This window comes from Streptomyces kronopolitis, from assembly GCF_050953795.1.
In the GTDB taxonomy this organism is placed as follows: domain Bacteria; phylum Actinomycetota; class Actinomycetes; order Streptomycetales; family Streptomycetaceae; genus Streptomyces; species Streptomyces kronopolitis_A.
Genome location: NZ_CP191850.1, coordinates 1,867,676 through 1,886,964, shown reverse-complemented (window position 1 = coordinate 1,886,964; position 19,289 = coordinate 1,867,676). Strand labels below are relative to the sequence as shown.

The following is a 19,289-nucleotide window of genomic DNA, read 5'->3' as shown; positions in this document are numbered from 1 at the left end:
TCTGCCGTACCTCCCGTGCCTTCCCGTACCTCCCGCCGCGGCGGTGTGACCGTCCGGCGGCGCGTCCGCGCGGTGAGCAACCCCCGCCCCGTCTGCGTACGTACAGGAGACGGCGGCTTCCGGCCGGGTCGGGTTCACGCCCTCACCGGCGGCTTTCCGTCCCGGGGCTTGCCGGGAGCCGGTGGGACGCCCGGAAACGGCGACCTCTGGAATGGGAAATTCCAGTTCACCGGGGGTGGACGGTATTCACGACTTCGGGGTTCCACCGGGCCATTACCGATGTCCTAACTCTTTCGGCACAACTTGGCGTAAGGCGCCAACCCGGAACCTCCTTTCGGTGTCCTTCCGTTCAACAGGGGAAACGTCGCGCCATCAGGAGGGGAGTGCGACGTGACCCACGGGGAGACCAGCACGGACCGGAAGACCAGGGGATACGGGGACGGATGCACATCTCATTCCTGATTCACAACGCGTACGGGATAGGGGGGACGATCCGCACCACGTTCAACCTGGCCCGCACGCTCGCCGAGCGGCACGACGTCGAGATCGTCTCCGTGCTGCGCCACCGCGACGCGCCGGTCTTCGACCTCGGCCCGCGGGTCGCGCTGCGGCACCTCGTGGATCTCAGGGAGGGCGCCCCCGGCCACGACGGGGCGGATCCCGCGCACGCCCGCCCGGCCCGGGTCTTCCCCGCCGCCGAGGTCCGCTACCGCCAGTACAGCGAGCTGACCGACCGGCGGATCGCCCGGCACCTGGGCCGCACCGAGGCCGATGTCCTGGTCGGCACCCGGCCCGGACTCAATGTGCACATCGCCCGGCAGGCGCGCAGCGGCCCGGTCCGCATGGGCCAGGAACACCTGACCCTGGACACCCACCACCCCGAGCTCAAGCTGGCGCTGCGCAGCGCCTATCCGCGTCTCGACGCGGTCACCACCGTCACCGAGGCCGACGCCCGCTCCTACCGCCGCACGCTGCGGCTGCCCGGGGTGCGCATCGAGGCCGTGCCCAACAGCGTGCCGGCGCCCGCCGTGGAGGCCGCCGACGGCAGCGGCAAGTGGGTCGTCGCGGCCGGCCGGCTCACCCGCGTCAAGCGCTACGACGTCCTCATCCGCGCCTTCGCCCAGGTCGTCGCCGCGCGGCCCGACTGGCGGCTGCGGATATACGGCGGCGGCACGGAGAAGGCCGCCCTGCGCGCGCTGATCGAGGAACTCGGCCTGTACAACCACGTCTTCCTGATGGGCCCGGCCAACCCCCTGGAGGCCGAGTGGGCCAAGGGCTCGATCGCGGCCGTCTCCTCCAGCCTGGAGTCCTTCGGCATGACGATCGTCGAGGCCATGCGCTGCGGGCTGCCGGTCGTCGCCACGAACTGCCCGCACGGCCCCGGCGAGATCATCGCCGACGGGGTCGACGGCAAGCTGGTGCCGGTCGGCGACCCGCAGGCACTGGCCGGCTCGCTGCTCACGCTGATCAACGACGATGACGCCCGCATACGGATGGGCGGCGCCGCGCTGGCCGCGTCCGCCCGCTTCGACCCCGCCACGGTCGCCGGGCGCTACGAGGACCTCTTCGGGGAACTGCTCGCCCGCCGCCGGGGGAGCCGGCTGCAATGCGGCCTGCACCGCGCCCGGGGAGCCCTGCTCAGCGGCGCGTACGCCACCAAGGATGCGGCCCGCGCCGCGCTGAGAGGGGTGCGGACGGCATGACGGCGACGAGCCGGCTGACCGTGACCGGACACGACACGAAGGAGTCCTCCGCCATCGACCAGGAACCCGAGGCTCCGGACAGACCGGGGCCCGACGGCACCGAACCGCCGCCTGAGCGGGGCGCAGTGACGGCGCCGGCGGAGCTGCGGGCCGACTGCATCGCGGACTCCGCGGGCGGTCTCACCTTCGATCTGAGCGTCCCGCACGACCTGCACCTCAACTGGAGCGCGGCGCTGGTGCTGCGGCTGCGCGGCGGCGACGGCGCGGACGACGCGGTGCGGCTGCCGCTCGGGCCGAACGGCGCCGGCCGGCTGCGCGCCGTGCTGCCCAGCACCGTCGCGCTCGCCGAGGGCCGCTGGAACGCCTACGCCGACCTCGGCGACGGCGAGGACCCCCGGCGCCTGCTCCCGGGCATCAACGACCTGCGTTCGCTGGTGGACCGCCGGCCGCTGGCGGGCATCGGCCGGCTCGGCGTGCGCATCCCGTACGCGACCAAGTTCGGCAATCTCGCGCTGCGCAGCTGGCTGCGCGGCCCGCACGCCGAGGCCGGCGACATCCTCGTCACGCCCGACGGCATGACGGTCTCCGGCCGGCTCTACGGTGCCGCGCCGGCCGCCGGCGCCCGGGCGGAGGCACGGCTGCGCCGCACCGCGGCGTCCGCGGCGGCCCCCGCGGTCACGGTCACCGTCCCGCTGACCGTCGAGGGCGCGGAATTCAGCTTCACGCTGCCCTACGCCGAGCCGGCCGGCCACTGGGAGGACGGCAGCGAGCCGTGGGACCTGTGGCTGCGCCCGGCGGAGGGCGCCCGGCCGGTGCGCATCGCCCGCCTCCTGGACGATGTCGCCGACAAGAAGCAGGTCTTCACCTACCCCGCGATGCCGGTGCCGACCGCCGCGGGCGACCTCCGGGCCGGCCCGTATTACACGCTCGACAACGACCTGGCCCTGCGGATAGCGGGACCGGGCGGGGACTGACGGGAAGCGGACCGCCGCCGGGGCGCCACGAGGACAGTGGCTGTCCGCAAAGGCTGCGAGACTCGGGTCATGTTGGAGACCTCGGCACGGCTGCTCCGTCTGCTTTCCCTGCTGCAGTCCCACCGCGAGTGGTCCGGTGCCCAGCTCGCCGACCGGCTCGACGTCACCGCACGCACGGTGCGCCGGGACATCGACCGGCTGCGGGAGCTGGGCTACCCCGTCCACTCCGCGTCCGGGACGGCCGGCGGCTACCGCCTCGGCGCCGGCGCCGAACTCCCGCCGCTGCTGCTGGACGACGACGAGGCGGTGGCGGTCGCGGTCGGGCTGCGCACCGCCGCGGCCGGCGGCGTCGAGGGCATCGAGGAGACCTCCGTACGCGCCCTGGCGAAGCTGGAGCAGGTGCTGCCGCACCGGCTGCAGCGCCGGGTCGGCGCGCTGAACGCCTTCACCGTGCCGATGCTCGGCGGCGGCCCCCGGGTCGACCCGAACACCCTCACCGAACTCGCGCACGCCTGCCGGGACTGCCGGCGGCTGCGCTTCGACTACACCGCCCACGACGGCACGCACTCCCGCCGCACGGTGGAGCCGCACCGCCTGGTCTGTGCCCGGCGCCACTGGTACCTCGTCGCCTGGGACACCGACCGCGCGGACTGGCGCACCTACCGCGCCGACCGCATCACCCCCACCCCGCCGCACGGCCCGCGCTTCACCCCGCGGCCCCCGCCGGCCGAGGACCTGGCCGCGTACGTCTCCCACGGCATCTCCACCGGCGCCTACGCCCGGCAGGCGACCGTGCTGGTGCACGCACCGCTGGAGCGGGCCGCGGAGCGCATCGGCCCGGCCGCCGGGACGCTGGAGGCGGTCGACGCGCAGAGCTGCCTGCTGCACACCGGGGCGCACAGCCTGGACGTGATGGTGGTGCACCTGGTGCTGATGGGCTTCGACTTCGAGATCCGTGAGCCGGCCGAACTGCTCGCCCACGTACGGGAGATCAGGGACCGGCTGTCCCGGACACTGGCAGCGGCGCCGGACGGCCCACCTCCGGGTGGTGCAGATCGAACGCCGGGGACTCGGAGCGGATCTTCGGCAGGGTCGTGAAGTTGTGCCGCGGCGGCGGTGAGGAGGTCGCCCACTCCAGGGACCGGCCGAAGCCCCAGGGGTCGTCCACCGTGACCTTGGCGCCGTAACGCGTGGTCTTCCAGACGTTGTAGAGGAAGGGCAGGGTGGACAGCCCGAGGAGGAAGGAGCCGATGGTGGACAGGGTGTTCAGCGCCGTGAAGCCGTCGGCCGCCAGGTAGTCGGCGTAGCGCCGCGGCATGCCCTCCACGCCCAGCCAGTGCTGGACGAGGAAGGTGGCGTGGAAGCCGACGAACAGCGTCCAGAAGTGGATCTTCCCGAGGCGTTCGTCGAGCATCTTGCCGGTGAATTTCGGCCACCAGAAGTAGAAGCCCGCGTACGTCGCGAACACCACCGTCCCGAAGACGACGTAGTGGAAGTGGCCGACGACGAAGTACGTGTCGGTGACGTGGAAGTCCAGCGGCGGCGAGGCCAGGATGACGCCGGTCAGCCCGCCGAACAGAAAGCTCACCAGGAAGCCGACCGACCACAGCATGGGTGTCTCGAAGGACACCGAGCCGTGCCACATGGTGCCGATCCAGTTGAAGAACTTCACCCCGGTCGGGGCCGCGATCAGGAACGACATCAGGGAGAAGAACGGCAGCAGCACGGCCCCCGTCGCGAACATGTGGTGCGCCCAGACCATCACCGACAGGGCCGTGATGGCCATCGTCGCGCCGACCAGCATGACGTACCCGAAGATCGGCTTGCGGGAGAAGACCGGGATGATCTCCGTGATGATGCCGAAGAACGGCAGCGCGATGATGTAGACCTCGGGATGCCCGAAGAACCAGAACAGGTGCTGCCACAGCAGCGCCCCGCCCCACTGGGCCTCGAACACCACCGTCCCGAACTGCCGGTCCGCCTCCAGCACCAGCAGCGCGGCCGCCAGCACCGGGAACGCCATCAGCACCAGGATCGAGGTGAACAGGACGTTCCAGGTGAACACCGGCATCCGGAACATCGTCATGCCGGGGGCCCGCAGCGTGATCACCGTGGTGATGAAGTTGACCGCGCCGAGGATGGTGCCGAAGCCGGCCAGCGCCAGCCCCATGATCCACAGATCGGGCCCGGAGCCGGGGGAGCGGGTCAGCGAGTTCAGCGGGGCGTAGGCGGTCCAGCCGAAGCTGGGGCCGCCGTCCGGGGTGAGGAAGCTGCCCAGCACGATCAGCCCGCCGAACAGGAAGAACCAGTAGGAGAGCATGTTCAGCCGCGGGAAGGCCACGTCCGGGGAGCCGATCTGCAGCGGCATGATCTCGTTCGCGAAGCCCGCGAAGGCGGGGGTGGCGAACAGCAGCAGCATGATCGTGCCGTGCATGGTCACCGCCTGGTTGTACTGCTCGGGGCCGATGATCTGGAGCCCCGGACGGGCCAGTTCGGCCCGCATCACCAGCGCCAGCACGCCGCCCACCAGGAAGAAACCGAACGACGTGATCAGGTAGAGGTGGCCGATCTTCTTGTGGTCGGTGGTCGTCAGCCAGTCGACCAGCACCGCCCCGGGGCTTCGCGTCGCGGGCGCCCGCAGGTCGGCCCGGCCGGTGTCCGTAACCATCCGCTGCACCTCGTTCGTCGAAGGTGTACTGGGGCCCGGGACATGATCCCCGCGGGTGCGGCGCAGTGCGAGAGGGCGCTCCGGGCCGTTCCGGTGGGATCCGCCGGGCGCCCCTCCGGCGGCCCGCCGGGCGGGGGCGGGGGGCGCGAAGGGCACGCGCCCGGCAATCGGGGCGATGTGCGGGAAATGTGTTCGGAGTGTGTCTCGTTGGTCAATTTCCGGACGGCCGACAAACGGCAGTGAGCAACGAATTTCCGGTAGTGCCGGGGGATTGTTTTCGGGCGCCGCGGCGCCCGGCCCGGAACGCCGATGCCCGTTTTGTATTCGATCAAGGTGGAATTTCGGCTGCCGACAAAGTCCACCCGGTTGCGCGGTCACGCGGCGCGTACGGGTGACGGAAGTCCGGCGGTCGCACCAACGCAGGCTGTGACACAAGTGTGACGAACGGCGGACCGCACGGTCACCGGAGTGTGCGCGGACCGGGCCTTCCCCGCGCGCGGACCGGGCTTCCACGGGCCGTCGCAGCCGCATACGGTGGCTGTCATGGCTGACCTACCGCATCTTCCGGACAACCCCGAGGACGACATCGAGGCCTACGTCGGCCTCGCGCAGGAGAGCGCCGAGGAGCAGGCCAGAGCGCGTGGCTGGACCACCGTCCGCTCCCTGCCGCCGGGCGCGATCATCACCATGGAGTACCTGTCCGGCCGCCTCAACTTCGAGGTCGAGGACGGCACGGTGCACCGCAGCTGGCAGGGCTAGGACGTGTCCGCAAAGTCCCGCCCGGCTCGCGGCGCGGACGGCGAAGGCCCCGGCCGCTCCTCGGGAGCGGCCGGGGCCTTCGCTGCGGGGTGGGGGTGTGCGTACCGGCCCCGCGGTCCGTGCGGCCGGTCAGCCGGCGTCGTTGCGGCCGCGCCAGGTGGACGGGCCCAGCTGTGTGCTGCGGGGCATCCGGTCGGCGTGCGGCGGGCGCCGGGTGCCGGCCGGGGTGACCGGGGAGCGCTCGGAGCGGATCGTGTACGGCCGGGCCGGGTGGTGCGGCCAGCTGTCCGGGGAGTGGCCGGCGGAGCGGCCGCCCGTGCCGGCCGGGACCGTCTCGCGTACCAGCACCTCGCCGTCGGGCGCCAGGCGCTGCCGGGAGACCCCGGGAGCCAGCGCGCCGGCCGGCAGCGGGCCGCGCAGCGAGTTGGGGCGCAGCCGCAGCCACAGCCGCAGCAGGATGCCCATGAGCCGGTCCTCGAACCACGTGACGCCGGGCTCCAGCCAGGGCATCGCCAGCAGCACCAGCAGCCCCGCGGCCCAGCCGAGCAGGACGTCGCTGACCCAGTGCGTGCCGAGGTAGACGGTGGTCATCCCGACGCCGAGCGCGCCGAGCGCGGCGATCACCGACAGCGTGCGGCGGCGCAGCGAGGTGGTGGCGAGGTAGGCCAGCACGCCCCAGGTGACCACGGCGTTCGCGGTGTGGCCCGAGGGGAATATGTCGCCGCCCAGCGACATCTCGTTGGCGCCGACCACGGTCGCGTAGTGCGGGCCGAGCCGGCCCATGCCGAGCTTGGCGGCGCCCACGGTGATGTTCAGCAGCAGCAGCGAGGCGCCGAGCACCAGCAGCGGGTGGAGGTTGCGCTGGCGCCAGCAGCGCCAGCCCAGCCAGGCGGCCACGGCCACCGCGGTCGGCCCGCGCTGGCCCAGTACAACGAAGTAGTCGAGGAAGGCATGGATCTCAGGCCACTGCTTGTACGGCCTGAAGAACATGACTTGCCAGTCGAACGTGACCAGCCATGAAGTGACCAGCACTCCGACCACGATCGCCAGGTACACCGCCAGCGTGCCCCAGAACAGCCACAGGCGGGTCCGGGTCATGCGGGGTGGTCGGGCGCGATCGGTCGGGCGCTCCTCCATCTGGTCGAGCTTGTCATCGGTACGCACTCAATCGACGTTACCGCGTGTGATGTAGGTGCTTGGTCAAACTGTGCGCTTTGTAATGACGATGTGATGTGGAATGTGTCTCAAACGAGGCTTTGCCGAAGGGATTTGCAAGGGAATTCCTGGCGATTCTCAATCGCTTCCCGCCATCCGCGTGTCGGCGTCCCGGACGCCTTATCTGCTTTTCTCCGGAGGGAGTTTATCCGCCATTCGCCGCCAGGCCTCGTAACGTTTCCCCACGGCGCTGCTCACAGAGCGGAACCGGATGGTCACGGCGGGCCCGAACCGTTCAGCCAGAACGCCCCGTAGACCGCGGAGCCCGCCGCCGCGATGCCGATGGCCAGCCACGACCACACCGGCCGCCGGCGGGCCAGCGCCGCGGCCAGCGGCAGCAGCAGCGGATAGGCCGGCATCATCAGCCGCGGCTTGGACCCGAAGTAGCCCTTGGCCGTCAGCGCGAGCAGCAGCACCGCCCCGCCGTAGACCGCCAGCGGCAGCGGCTGCCCCCGGCGCACGCCGCGCACGTACAGCCAGCCCATCAGCCCGACGCCGAGGATCAACCCGAGTCCGGCCAGGACGGCGGGCCCGGACAGCAGGCCCCGGACGAACGAGCCGAACGCCAGCCCCCCGTCGAACCCGTTGCCCCAGCCGCCCTGGACGTCGAGGTAGCCGGTGAGCGCGCCCTGCCGCGCGCCCACCCACAGGAAGTAGCCGCACCAGCCGAGCGGGGCCAGCAGCACCCCGGTCGCCAGGCCCGGGTGCGCACGGAGCGCGGCGCGCAGCCGGACGCCGTCGCCGCGCTCCCGCCACAGCGTCGCCGCGGCGGTGAGCCACACCGCCGCGACCACCGCGGCGCCCACCGGCCGGGTCAGCCCGGCCAGGGACGCGCACACGCCCGCCACGACCCAGCGACCGCTCAGCACGGCGTACACGCCCCACGCCGCGAGCGCGGTGAACAGCGACTCCGAGTACGCCATCGACTGCACGATCCCGACCGGCAGCGCGGCCCACAGCGCGGCCAGGGCGATCCCGGCCCGCGGCCCGTGCAGCCGCTCACCGGTCACGTACAGGGCCCAGGCCGCGGCGGCCGAGGAGAGCCAGGCGACCGCCAGCCCGGCGTCGGCCGGCGACAGCGGCAGCAGTGCCGACAACCCCCGCTCCAGCCACGGCAGCAGCGGGAAGAACGCCAGGTTGGAGTGGACGTCGCCATTGGGCATCGTCACCGCGTAGCCGTAGCCGTCCGCAGCGACCCGGGTGTACCAGAGCGCGTCCCAGCGGGCGGTCAGCAGGGTGTGCCAGTCCTTGCCGTCGGCCGCCGACCACACCGCGAGCACGAGCACGCCCAGCAGCCGGATCGCCGCGTACGCCGCCAGCGCGGGCGCGGCCCGGCGCAGCGGGGTCCCCGCGGCGGGGCCGGCGCACCGGGTCGGGCCGGCAGCGGCGGCGGGCGCAAGAGCGTTCATCCCGGGGATTATCCCGTGGCCGAAGAGCGACGGTCGACGGTGGGTGGGGGGAACGCGAGGCGCTGCGATGCGCGTCTCATCGTGAGGTGAACCACGCAGGGTAGCGGGGGGTTCGCGTAGTCTGACGTCTCTACTCGCCCGTGCCGCCGGTTCCCCCGGGGCGCTTTCGCGCCCTGATCCGCGGCAGCGAGAGCATGACTGGAGGTGCTGCATGTCAGGGACGACCGCGTCCGGCAGTGGACGGACCGCTGGTGTTCCCCGGCTGTCAGCCGGCGGTGTGAACCGCTGGACCGTGCTGATCGTGCTCTGCGTCAGCCTGCTCTTCGTCGCGCTGGACACCACCATCCTGTACGTCGCCGTGCCCTCGGTCACCGAGGACCTGCGGCCGGGGCCGGTGGAGCTGCTGTGGATCGTGGATGTCTATCCGCTGATCGCGGCCTCGCTGCTGATCCTCTTCGGCACCCTCGGCGACCGCGTCGGACGCCGGCGCGTTCTCCTGCTCGGCTACGGCCTGTTCGGGCTGGCCTCGGCCGCCGCCGCGCTCGCGCCCAACCCGCAGACCCTGATGGTGGCCCGCGCCCTGCTCGGCATCGGCGGCGCCATGATCATGCCGGCCACGCTGTCGATCCTGCGGCAGGTCTTCCCCGACCGGCGCGAGCGTGCGGTCGCCATCGGCGTGTGGAGCGCGGTGGCCGCGGTCGGCGCCGCGGTCGGCCCGGTCCTCGGCGGCTTCCTCGTCGAGAACTTCTGGTGGGGCTCGGTCTTCCTCATCAACATCCCGATGATGGCGGCCATGCTGCTGATAGGCCGGTGGCTGCTGCCGGAGTCGCGCGGTGAGCGCAACGGCCCCTGGGACGTGGTCGGCGCGATCGTCGCGGCGCTCGGTGTGCTGGGCGTGGTCCTCGGGGTGAAGCGGATCGGCAGCGGCGCCCCGGTGGTGGGCTGGACGACCCTGCTGCCCATCCTGCTCGGCATCGCGCTGCTGACCCTCTTCGTCCGCCGCCAGCGCCGGCGCACCCACCCGCTGATCGACATGCGGCTGTTCGCCCGGCCCGCGTTCGGCACCTCCGTCGGCTGCATCGTGCTGGCCATGCTCGCGCTCGTGGGCCTCCAACTGATCGCCGTGCAGTACCTCCAGCTCGTCCTCGGGCTGAGCCCGCTGCAGACCGGACTGCGGATGCTGCCGCTGGTCTTCGCCGCGATGGCGGCCGGCCTGACCGGTTCGAAGATGCTGCAACTCCTCGGCCCGCGCGCCATGGTGTCCCTGGGCTTCGTGCTGACCGCCGTCGCGGTGCTCTGTCTGACGGCGATGAGCAGTCAGGACCGGCCCTGGCTGCTGTCGCTGGGCTTCGTGCTGCTCGGCTTCGGCTTCCAGTCCACGCTGTTCGGCGCGTACGAGTCGATGCTCAGCGAGGCGCCCGCCGAGCAGTCGGGCGGCGCCGCCGCGATCGGCGAGACCTCCTACCAGCTCGGTGCCGGCATCGGCGTCGCCCTCCTGGGCAGCGTCATGAACGCCGCCTACGCACCCGGCCTGACCCGGGTCGAGGGAGTCCCCGCGCACGCCTCCGCCTCCGCCGCGCACTCCCTCGGCGAGGCCTACAAGGTCGCCGCCGGGCTGGGCGACACGGCCCGGGCCGCGCTGCGCGAGGCCGCCCGGGAGTCCTTCGTCCGCGGGCTGCACATCACCCTGGTCGCCAGCGCCGTGCTGCTGCTGATCGGCGCGGGCATCGCGCTGCGCCTGCCGCGCCGGGCGGCGGAGTCCACGGAGCGGGCGGAGGCGGACGGCGAGGCGGCGCCCGGCGACCGGCCGGCCGGCCGCGGTGCGCCCGCCACGGCGCGCTCCGGGCACTGAGCGACGCTTCCCCCGCCCGCCCCGGCCCCGCCGTGCGCCCGCGTGGCGCACGGCGGTGACCCTTGCCGGGCGGCACCGCGGGCCGTACCGTCGAAGGCACATAACTACCACTGCTAGTTTTCGCGCCGGAGGCCCCGCCATGCCCGCAACGCCGTCCGCAGAGTCCTCAGCGCCCGTGACGGGTTCGCCGTTCGACGCCCGTGACCCGCTGGGCATCGACGATCTGCTGACCGACGAGGACCGCGCCGTCCGCGCCACCGTCCGCCGGTGGACCGCCGAGCGGATCCTGCCCTCCATCGCCGACTGGTACGAGCGCGGCGAACTCCCCGGCATCCGCGAACTCGCCCGGGAACTGGGGTCGATCGGCGCCCTCGGGATGTCCCTGACCGGCTACGGCTGCGCCGGTGCCTCCGCGGTCCAGTACGGCCTGGCCTGTCTGGAGCTGGAGGCCGCCGACTCGGGCATCCGCTCGCTGGTCTCCGTGCAGGGCTCACTGGCCATGTACGCGATCTGGCGCTTCGGCTCCGAGGAGCAGAAGGAGCAGTGGCTGCCGCGGATGGCGGCCGGCGAGGTCCTCGGCTGCTTCGGCCTGACCGAGCCCGACATCGGCTCCGACCCCGCCGCGATGCGCACGCACGCCAAGCGTGACGGGACGGACTGGGTGCTGAGCGGCCGCAAGATGTGGATCACCAACGGTTCGGTGGCCGGGGTCGCGGTGGTCTGGGCCCGTACCGACGACGGCATCCGGGGCTTCGTCGTCCCCACCGACGCCCCGGGCTTCTCGGCCCCCGAGATCAAGCACAAGTGGTCCCTGCGCGCCTCGGTGACCAGCGAACTCGTCCTGGACGAGGTGCGGCTGCCGGCCGACGCCGTACTCCCCGGGGCCACCGGGCTGCGCGGCCCGCTCGGCTGCCTCAGCCACGCCCGCTACGGCATCGTCTGGGGCTCGATGGGCGCCGCGCGCGCCAGCTTCGAGGCGGCGCTGGACTACGCGAAGACGCGCGAGCAGTTCGGCAAGCCCATCGGCGGCTTCCAGCTCACCCAGGCCAAGCTCGCCGACATGGCCGTCGAACTGCACAAGGGCATCCTGCTCGCCCACCACCTGGGGCTGCGGATGGACGCGGGGCGGCTGCGGCCCGAGCAGGTCAGCTTCGGCAAGCTGAACAACGTCCGGGAGGCGATCGAGATCTGCCGCACGGCCCGGACCATTCTCGGCGCGAACGGGATCTCCCTGGAGTACCCCGTCATGCGGCACGCCACCAACCTGGAGTCGGTGCTCACCTACGAGGGGACCGTCGAGATGCACCAGCTGGTGCTGGGCAAGGCGCTCACCGGGCTGGACGCCTTCCGGTGACCGGCTCGCGCGGCGCTGCCGCGCGGTGATGCGGGCGGCCGCCGCCCGGCCCTCGTGGGCCGGGACACGCCGGCGGCGGCCACCGCGGTCCCCGGGCCCGCGCGCAGGCCCGGGTCCGCTCAACTCTGGTTGAAGAAGCCGCCGTTGCGGTGGCCGCGGGCCTCGCCGCTGAGCACCTTGTAGTCGGCGGGGGTCAGCAGGAACACCCGGGTCGCGACCCGCTCGATCGAACCGCGCAGCCCGAAGGTCAGCCCGGCCGCGAAGTCCACCACCCGCTTGGCGTCGGCGGAGTCCATGGCCGTCAGATTGACGATGACCGGCACGCCGTCGCGGAACAGTTCGCCGATACCGCGGGCGTCCCGGAAGCTCTCCGGGGAGACCGTGGCGATGCGGGTGCCCTGGTCCTGGGCGGCCTCATCGGCGACCCGGACCCGGGGGTCGGTGACCCACGGGTGGTTCTCCCCGGGGTCGCCGGCATCGGGTCCCTCGGCGTAGTCGTCGTCGTAGTAGCGCTCGTCATCACTGTCGTCGACGAGGCCAAGCCAGGCACTCGCCTTGCGCACCGATCCCATTGACGCCTCCTCTCACCCGCGGTCTCTGCGTGTCCGCCCCTATCGTCGTCCATGAGGCGGAGGGTGTGCCAAGTGGATAGCCGCCGCACGGGGGGTTCGTGACACATCTGGTGCAAAGAGGGTGGCGCGGCATCAGCTTACGCGCCCCATAGGGAAACTGACAGTATGAAGAACGTGACGGTCGGTATTTTACCGGCCCGATACCGAAAAGTGGCCGGTGAAAGGCGGAGCGGACCTCTGGGTAGGTTCGTGCACGGGACCAGGGCAAATGCCAAAGGCGCCGGCGCACCACCGGGAAATAGGACGATGATCGGGTGACTGGCCCATCCGAGGGTCGTTGACACGGCAGCAGATCGTGATCTGCGCACCGCATCAACCTCCCTCGAAAGTTCTGTACGTGGAATCTCAGACCACCCGCGCCGGGTACCGGCGCCTCCGGCGGACGCTGACGGACACCGTCGTGGCGCCGCGCACCCTCCGCGCCAAGCTCATCCGCATCCTGGCCGTCTCCCTCGCGATACTCCTGGCCCTGCTGGGCTTCTCCGCGGAGCGACAGGTGGGCGACTACGAGAACGCCGGCACCACCGCGGCCGACGCCCGGCTCTCCGACGCCCTCCAGGGCTTCATCCACGAGCACCAGAAGGAACGCGGCCTGACCACCGGCTATGTCGGCGGCATCCGGGAGTTCCACGACCGGATGCTCGCCCAGCGCACGCTCACCGACGCCGCGCGCCGCACCGTGGACCACGCGCTCGCCGGCCGGCACGACAGCGCCGCCGACGCCGTGCGCACCGCCCTGGCCCGCGTCAACGCCCTGCGGGACATCCGCGCCGCCGCCGACCGCGGCTCCGGCGGGGTCGAGCGCACCTACGACTACTTCACCGAGACCGATGTCGCCCTCAACCGGTTAGGGCTCGGCCTCGTCGAGGTCCGCGACGGCGAGCTGCGCGCCGACTACCAGGCGCTGCAAGTCCTCGGCACGGCCAAGGAGTTCACCGGCCAGGAGCGGGCCGTCGTGCTCGGCTCGCTGCACGCCCGGCGGTTCCACGGCGAGGACTACACCCGCTTCATGACCGCCCGCTCCGGGCGGCTGGCGGCCCTGGACTCCTATCCCGCGTGGGCCTCCGCGAAGCAGCGGCGCGAGGTGGACGAGGCGCTCTCGACCCCGGTCGCCCGGCGGCTCTTCGGCTACGAGAAGGTCATCGTCGAGGGGCGCGGCGCGATGCCGGCGCCCGCGACGGTGCCGCCGACCGCCTGGTACGACGCGGCGACCGCCACCATCAACGGGCTGCGCACCGTCCAGATCGCGCTGGGCCGGGACATCACGGACCGCGCCTCGGCCCTGCAGGACGAGGCCACCCGGACCCTGGTGCTCTTCGGGCTGCTGGCCCTCGGCTCGGTGCTGGCCCTCGGCGCGCTGGCCGTCGGCGCGGCCCGCTCGGTCTCCGGGCCGCTCGGCTCCCTCACCCGCCAGGCCCGTGAGGTCGCCGGCGGCCGGCTGCCCGACGCCGTCGCCCGGGTGCAGTCCGGGGACGGCTCGCCCGAGCCGCCCGGCCCGCTGACCGTCCCGCGGGGCGCGGGCACCGAGGTCCAGCAGCTGGCCGACGCCTTCGACCAGGTGCAGAAGGTGGCCTACGACCTGGCCACCGAGCAGGCCGTCCTGCGCCGCAACGCCACCGACTCGCTGGTCAACCTCGGCCGCCGCAACCAGAACCTGGTGCGGCGTCAGATCAGCTTCATCAACCGGCTGGAGCACGAGGACGCCGACCCGGGGACGCTGGCCAACCTCTTCGAGCTGGACCACCTCGCCACCCGGATGCGGCGGAACGCCGAGAGCCTGCTGGTGCTCGCCGGTGAGGCCAGCCCGCGGACCTCGGCCACCCCGCTGTCCGTCACCGACGTGATCCGGGCGGCGCTCTCCGAGGTGGAGGAGTACCGCCGGGTCACGCTGCGCCGGGTGGACGCCGGCTTCCTCAGCGGCGCGGTGGCCTCCGAGATCGCCCACCTGCTGGCCGAACTCGTCGAGAACGCGCTGAGCTTCTCGCCCCCGGACACCGAGGTGGAGGTCGAGGGGCGCCGGACCAGTGCCGGTTACCTCATCGCGATCGTCGACCACGGCACCGGCATGACGGCCCCGGCGATGGCCGAGGCCAACGTCCGGCTCTCCGGGATGGCCGGCTTCATGGCCGAACCGACCCGCTTCCTGGGCCACTTCGTGGTCGGCGCGCTGGCCCGCAGGTGCGGGATCGAGGTCCGGCTCGGCGAGGCGCCGGCCGCCGGCACCGTCGCCCGGGTGCTCGTCCCGGGCAGCCTGATCACCGAGCCGTCGGCGTCGGCGGCCGTGGCGGACGCCCCCGGCACCGGCGACGAGGAGCGGCCCGCGGCGCCGGAGCAGAGCCGGCCGGCGGCCGGGCCGCGTGCGGACGGCGAAGCCGAGCGGCACGACGCGGCCGGTGCCCCCGCAGAGCCGCGGCCCGCGGCCGGACCCGCCGCGGACGACCGGGCGGCCGAGGCGCTGCCGCACCCGCGCGCGTCGCAGGAGTCCACGGAAGCGGCCCCGGCCCGTGGCCCGTCCGGGTCCCGCACCCGCAACGGGCTGGTCAAGCGCGCCCGGCGCAGCGCCATCCGGTCGGCGGTGGACGAGGCGGCCGCCCCGCGCTGGCAGCAGCAGGCCGCCCCCACTCCGGAGCGCAGCCCCGACGAGGTGTCCGGCATGCTCGCCACGCTCCGCAGCGCCCACATGCGCGGCGGGATCAGCGTGGAGAAGGAGCGCGCGAAGGAGCAGCAGAAGGAACAGGCGGCGGGCGCGGCGGAGCCCGCGCAGGACAGCGGCCGGGACGGCGGCCGGGACAGCGGTCAGGACGCCCGGCCGAAGACGGCAGGGACGGCGACGAAGGGTGACGAGAAGTGAGCGTCGATCTCCACAGCGATTCACAGACCTTCAACTGGCTGCTGGCCAGCTTCGTCCGCAAGACGGACGGGGTGCGCGACGCGGTGGCCGTCTCCTCGGACGGGCTGCTGATCGCGGTCTCCGACGGTCTGGGCCGCACCGACGCCGACCATCTGGCGGCGGTGGTCTCCGGTCTGTCGAGCCTGGCGCGCAGTGCCTCGCGCCGCTATGAGTTCGACGGCGTCAAACTCATCATGATCGAGATGGGCCGCGGCTTCCTGCTGGTCTCGGCGATCCGGGACGGCAGCTGTCTGGGCGTGCTCGCCGACAGCACCGGCGAACTCGGCCTGGTCGGCTACGAGATGGCGGTGCTGGCCGAGCGGGCCGGGGATCTGCTCAACCCGGCGCTGATCGCCGATCTGCGGCAGGTCCTGCCGCGGTGAGCGAGGAAGCCGACGCGGACGAGCTGTTCGTCCGGCCGTTCATCATGACCGGCGGCCGGGCCGAGCCGATGCACGACGGGCTGCGCCTGGAGACGCTGGTGGTCGCCGGGCCCGACGCGTCGCTCGCGGGCCTGGAGTTCGAGCGCCGCCGGATCGTGGCGCTGTGCGCCCGGCCGACGATGGTGGCCGAGGTCGCGCAGAAGACCGGGGTGCCGCTGGGCGTGGCCAAGGTGCTCATCGCCGATCTGGTCGTCGCCGGACTGCTGGTGTGTCAACAACCCAAGGAGCTGCCGCTCCATGTCCTGGAGAGGATCAGGGACCATGTCAGGGCGCTCTGACAAAGCCGCACCGCTCGCCGTGAAGATCGTGATCAGCGGCGGTCTCGGCGTCGGCAAGACGACGTTCATCGGCGCGATCTCCGAGATCGAGCCGCTGGACACCGAGGCCGCCATCACGCAGGTCTCGGTCGGGGTGGACTCGCTGGCCGGCGTGGAGGACAAGACCACCACGACGGTCGCGCTGGACTTCGGCCGGATCACGCTCGATCCCACCCTGGTGCTCTACCTCTTCGGCACCCCGGGCCAGGACCGCTTCTCCTTCCTCTGGGACGACCTGGTCGAGGGCGCGCTGGGCTCGATCGTGCTGGTCGACACCCGGCGGATCGAGGACTCGTTCCCGGCGCTGGACTACTTCGAGGAGCGCGGCACCCCGTTCGTGCTGGCGGTCAACCGCTTCGACGGCGCCCGGCACTTCGAGCTGGACGAGGTCCGCGAGGCGCTGGGCATCGACTCGGCGGTCCCGGCGCTCGTCTGTGACGCGCGCGGGCGCCGGTCCGTGCGTGAGGTGCTGGCCGCGCTGATGGACGAGGTCGTACGGCGGCACACGGCCGGCGGCCCGGCGCGGGCGGGCGCGCTCGCCCGCTGACGGGCGGGGGCGGGCGGCCGGACCGCCCGCCCCACACCCGGCCGGACCGCCTCCCCGCGCCCCGGCCGGGCGCCGTCCCGGGAAGCCAACCGGGCCGGTGGGAACCGGCGTTGAGGCGCCCGCCGCGGGATGCCGCCCGGGTGCCGGACGCAAGGAGGGGGCGTCACGCCTCTTGCGCAGGGCGGGCGGTGCGCCCGACACTCCGCTCAGCGCTTGTCAGGGGCACGTCGAAAAGGGACGTGCGGATTCCGGCCTGCCCCTCGGCTGCGCCTCACGGGCTGCCCACCGGCGGCCCCCCGATCCCCCTCGGAGGAATCAGTGAGGAACGCGCGCATCAACCCCCACAACGGCGTGGCGAGACGTACCCGGCTGATCGCCGTGGCGTCCGGACTGGTGGCCGTCGGAGCCATCGCCGTCCCCACCGCCAGCGCCCAGAACCCCGCGCCCGCGAAGACGTTCAGCGCCGCCCAGCTCGGCGCCGCCGGAAGCGCGGTCCGGGCCGCGGATGTCGCCGGCACCGCCTGGCGCGTCGACAGCGCCACCCACACCCTGGTCGTCACCGCGGACCGTACGGTCTCCGCGGCCGGGATCGCCCGGATCGAGCGGGCCGCCGGCAGCAACGCCGCGGCGGTCCGCATCGACCGCATCCAGGGCACGTTCCGCAAGTTCATCGGCGGCGGCGACGCCATCTACACCCCCAGCTGGCGCTGCTCGCTGGGCTTCAACGTCCGCAGCGGCAGCACCTACTACTTCCTGACCGCCGGTCACTGCACCGAGGGCAGCCCGCCCTGGTACACCAACTCCTCGGACTCCACGAGCATCGGCCCGACCACCGGCTCCAGCTTCCCGGGCAACGACTACGGCATCGTGAAGTACACCAACAGCTCCCTGGCGCACCCCGGGACGGTCGGCAGCCAGGACATCACCAGCGCCGGCACCCCCACCGTCGGCCAGACGGTCACCCGCCGCGGCTCGACCACCGGCATCCACAGCGGCAAGGTCACCGCGCTGAACGCCACCGTCAACTACGGCAGCGGCGACATCGTCTCCGGACTCATCCAGACCACCGTCTGCGCCGAGCCCGGCGACAGCGGCGGGCCGCTCTACTCCGGGACCAAGGCCCTCGGCCTGACCTCCGGCGGCAGCGGCGACTGCACGTCCGGCGGCACCACGTTCTTCCAGCCCGTCACCGAGGCGCTGAGCGCCTACGGAGTGAGCGTCTACTGACGCCGGCCGGCTGATGTCCCCGCGGGCCGTGGGCCCCGGCCCGCGGGGACGGACGCGCCACGGACCGCCGGAACCGGTTCCGGCGGTCCGCGGTGCCTCGGCCCCTGTCCGCCGGCGGACAGGGGCCCCGCCCCGCCCTGCCTGCCCCCTCGCGAGCCTCGCCCGCCCCTTCAAACCGGGCATACCATGGTGAACAAGGCGATTCGCATGGCGTAGGCACACGTCAGGGAGCCGTGATGGTCGAAGAACTGGTGGCGACCGGGGTGGCGCTGGCCTCGGTGGGCGCGGTGTACGTCGTCGCGGCGGCGCGGGTGGTCAAGCAGTACGAGCGCGGGGTGGTGCTGCGGCTGGGGCGGTTGGCCTCCGAGGTGCGCGGGCCCGGATTCACCATGATCGTTCCGTTCGTCGACCGGATGCGCAAGGTCAACATGCAGATCATCACGATGCCGGTGCCCGCCCAGGAGGGCATCACCCGGGACAACGTCACCGTGCGGGTCGACGCGGTCGTCTATTTCAAGGTCGTGGACGCCGCCGACGCGGTCATCCGGGTCGAGGACTACCGCTTCGCGGTCTCCCAGATGGCGCAGACCTCGCTGCGGTCGATCATCGGCAAGAGCGAACTGGATGATCTGCTGTCGAACCGGGAGAAGCTCAACCAGGGCCTGGAGCTGATGATGGACAGCCCGGCCATCGGCTGGGGTGTGACCGTCGACCGGGTGGAGATCAAGGACGTCTCCCTCCCGGAGACGATGAAGCGCTCGATGGCCCGCCAGGCGGAGGCGACCCGTGACCGGCGCGCCCGGGTGATCAACGCCGATGCCGAGCTGCAGGCCTCGAAGAAGCTCGCCGAGGCGGCCGAGGCGATGTCCGACCAGCCCGCGGCGCTGCAACTGCGGCTGCTGCAGACCGTGGTGGCGGTCGCCGCCGAGAAGAATTCCACCCTTGTCCTGCCTTTCCCGGTCGAACTGCTGCGGTTCCTGGAGCGTTCCGGGCTGCAGGCCCAGGCGGAGACCGCGGCAGCCGAGGCCGTGCGGGGGCCCGCGCGCCGGCCGGTCGCCCCCGAGGTGGCCGACGACTCGCCCGCGGCCGTGGAGGGCGAGACGCCGGACGAGCGGCCGCCGGAGCTGGAGGACCTCCCGGAGGCGGAGGATCTGCCGGACCGGACGGAGGATCTGCCGGACCGGACGGAGGGCCGGCCGTAGGGGCGGAGGAGCCCGCCGCGCGAGGGGCCGCCTGATGTCCCGTTGACCGTCGTATATGCCTGTTGATGCCGGTGTGTACGGCGGTTTCCGCGGTCCG

Annotated in this window: 16 protein-coding genes; 12 read left to right on the top strand and 4 right to left on the bottom strand. The window is 72.7% G+C overall.

The genetic code is table 11. From position 1 onward, the window contains the following. Positions 1-443 precede the first annotated feature (443 nt). The 3 genes from ACQP17_RS08210 to ACQP17_RS08200 all read left to right on the top strand — a co-directional run bounded on the left by ACQP17_RS08210 (position 444) and on the right by ACQP17_RS08200 (position 3,775). Positions 444-1,703, top strand: coding sequence for a glycosyltransferase family 4 protein (locus tag ACQP17_RS08210; RefSeq protein ID WP_433855673.1), 1,260 nt, complete (start codon positions 444-446; stop codon positions 1,701-1,703). Then, a complete protein-coding gene (locus ACQP17_RS08205) occupies positions 1,700-2,677 on the top strand; it encodes a hypothetical protein (RefSeq protein WP_433855672.1) in 978 nt (325 codons plus the stop codon). The genes ACQP17_RS08210 and ACQP17_RS08205 overlap by 4 nt, the downstream gene beginning before the upstream one ends. Positions 2,678-2,746: 69 nt before the next feature. Next, a complete protein-coding gene (locus tag ACQP17_RS08200; protein WP_433855671.1) occupies positions 2,747-3,775 on the top strand; it encodes a helix-turn-helix transcriptional regulator in 1,029 nt (342 codons plus the stop codon). On the opposite strand, the gene ctaD is transcribed toward ACQP17_RS08200, so the two are convergent. After that, complete coding sequence (gene ctaD / locus ACQP17_RS08195; RefSeq protein ID WP_364880627.1) at positions 3,669-5,345, bottom strand: aa3-type cytochrome oxidase subunit I; 1,677 nt, start codon at positions 5,343-5,345, stop codon at positions 3,669-3,671. The genes ACQP17_RS08200 and ctaD overlap by 107 nt on opposite strands. Positions 5,346-5,888: 543 nt before the next feature. Between ctaD and ACQP17_RS08190 the strand changes: the two genes are divergently transcribed. After that, positions 5,889-6,104, top strand: coding sequence for an I78 family peptidase inhibitor (locus tag ACQP17_RS08190; protein WP_433855670.1), 216 nt, complete (start codon positions 5,889-5,891; stop codon positions 6,102-6,104). A gap of 129 nt (positions 6,105-6,233) precedes the next feature. On the opposite strand, the gene ACQP17_RS08185 is transcribed toward ACQP17_RS08190, so the two are convergent. Together ACQP17_RS08185 and ACQP17_RS08180 are read right to left on the bottom strand one after the other, a co-directional pair. Then, positions 6,234-7,268 carry a phosphatase PAP2 family protein gene (locus ACQP17_RS08185; protein WP_433855669.1) on the bottom strand — a complete coding sequence of 345 codons (1,035 nt, stop codon included), beginning with the start codon at positions 7,266-7,268 and terminating at the stop codon, positions 6,234-6,236. A gap of 266 nt (positions 7,269-7,534) precedes the next feature. Further along, positions 7,535-8,728: a hypothetical protein gene (locus ACQP17_RS08180; protein ID WP_433855668.1), complete on the bottom strand. Its 1,194-nt coding sequence runs from the start codon at positions 8,726-8,728 to the stop codon at positions 7,535-7,537. 211 nt (positions 8,729-8,939) lie between these two features. Between ACQP17_RS08180 and ACQP17_RS08175 the strand changes: the two genes are divergently transcribed. Next, complete coding sequence (locus tag ACQP17_RS08175; RefSeq protein WP_433855667.1) at positions 8,940-10,580, top strand: MFS transporter; 1,641 nt, start codon at positions 8,940-8,942, stop codon at positions 10,578-10,580. 139 nt (positions 10,581-10,719) lie between these two features. Next, the gene (locus ACQP17_RS08170; protein WP_433855666.1) at positions 10,720-11,934 is read left to right on the top strand and encodes an acyl-CoA dehydrogenase family protein; all 1,215 of its coding nucleotides are present in this window, start codon (positions 10,720-10,722) and stop codon (positions 11,932-11,934) included. Between the two features lie 119 nt (positions 11,935-12,053). Here the strand turns inward: ACQP17_RS08170 and ACQP17_RS08165 are convergent, their stop codons facing one another. Then, on the bottom strand, positions 12,054-12,506 hold the full coding sequence (locus tag ACQP17_RS08165) for a cell division protein SepF (protein ID WP_433855665.1): 453 nt from the start codon (positions 12,504-12,506) through the stop codon (positions 12,054-12,056). Between the two features lie 397 nt (positions 12,507-12,903). Between ACQP17_RS08165 and ACQP17_RS08160 the strand changes: the two genes are divergently transcribed. The 6 genes from ACQP17_RS08160 (at position 12,904) to ACQP17_RS08135 (ending at position 19,192) form a co-directional block, all read left to right on the top strand. Then, the gene (locus ACQP17_RS08160) at positions 12,904-15,417 is read left to right on the top strand and encodes a nitrate- and nitrite sensing domain-containing protein (protein ID WP_433855664.1); all 2,514 of its coding nucleotides are present in this window, start codon (positions 12,904-12,906) and stop codon (positions 15,415-15,417) included. Then, a complete protein-coding gene (locus ACQP17_RS08155; protein ID WP_329152497.1) occupies positions 15,414-15,839 on the top strand; it encodes a roadblock/LC7 domain-containing protein in 426 nt (141 codons plus the stop codon). Before ACQP17_RS08160 ends, ACQP17_RS08155 begins: the two co-directional genes overlap by 4 nt. Continuing rightward, a complete protein-coding gene (locus ACQP17_RS08150) occupies positions 15,836-16,177 on the top strand; it encodes a DUF742 domain-containing protein (RefSeq protein WP_433855663.1) in 342 nt (113 codons plus the stop codon). Before ACQP17_RS08155 ends, ACQP17_RS08150 begins: the two co-directional genes overlap by 4 nt. After that, positions 16,161-16,763 (top strand): GTP-binding protein, encoded by a 603-nt coding sequence (locus tag ACQP17_RS08145; protein ID WP_364880612.1) that lies wholly within the window; start codon positions 16,161-16,163, stop codon positions 16,761-16,763. The genes ACQP17_RS08150 and ACQP17_RS08145 overlap by 17 nt, the downstream gene beginning before the upstream one ends. A gap of 318 nt (positions 16,764-17,081) precedes the next feature. Then, positions 17,082-17,990 carry a S1 family peptidase gene (locus ACQP17_RS08140; RefSeq protein WP_433855662.1) on the top strand — a complete coding sequence of 303 codons (909 nt, stop codon included), beginning with the start codon at positions 17,082-17,084 and terminating at the stop codon, positions 17,988-17,990. Between the two features lie 236 nt (positions 17,991-18,226). Continuing rightward, positions 18,227-19,192 carry a slipin family protein gene (locus ACQP17_RS08135; RefSeq protein ID WP_433855661.1) on the top strand — a complete coding sequence of 322 codons (966 nt, stop codon included), beginning with the start codon at positions 18,227-18,229 and terminating at the stop codon, positions 19,190-19,192. Positions 19,193-19,289: the final 97 nt, after the last annotated feature.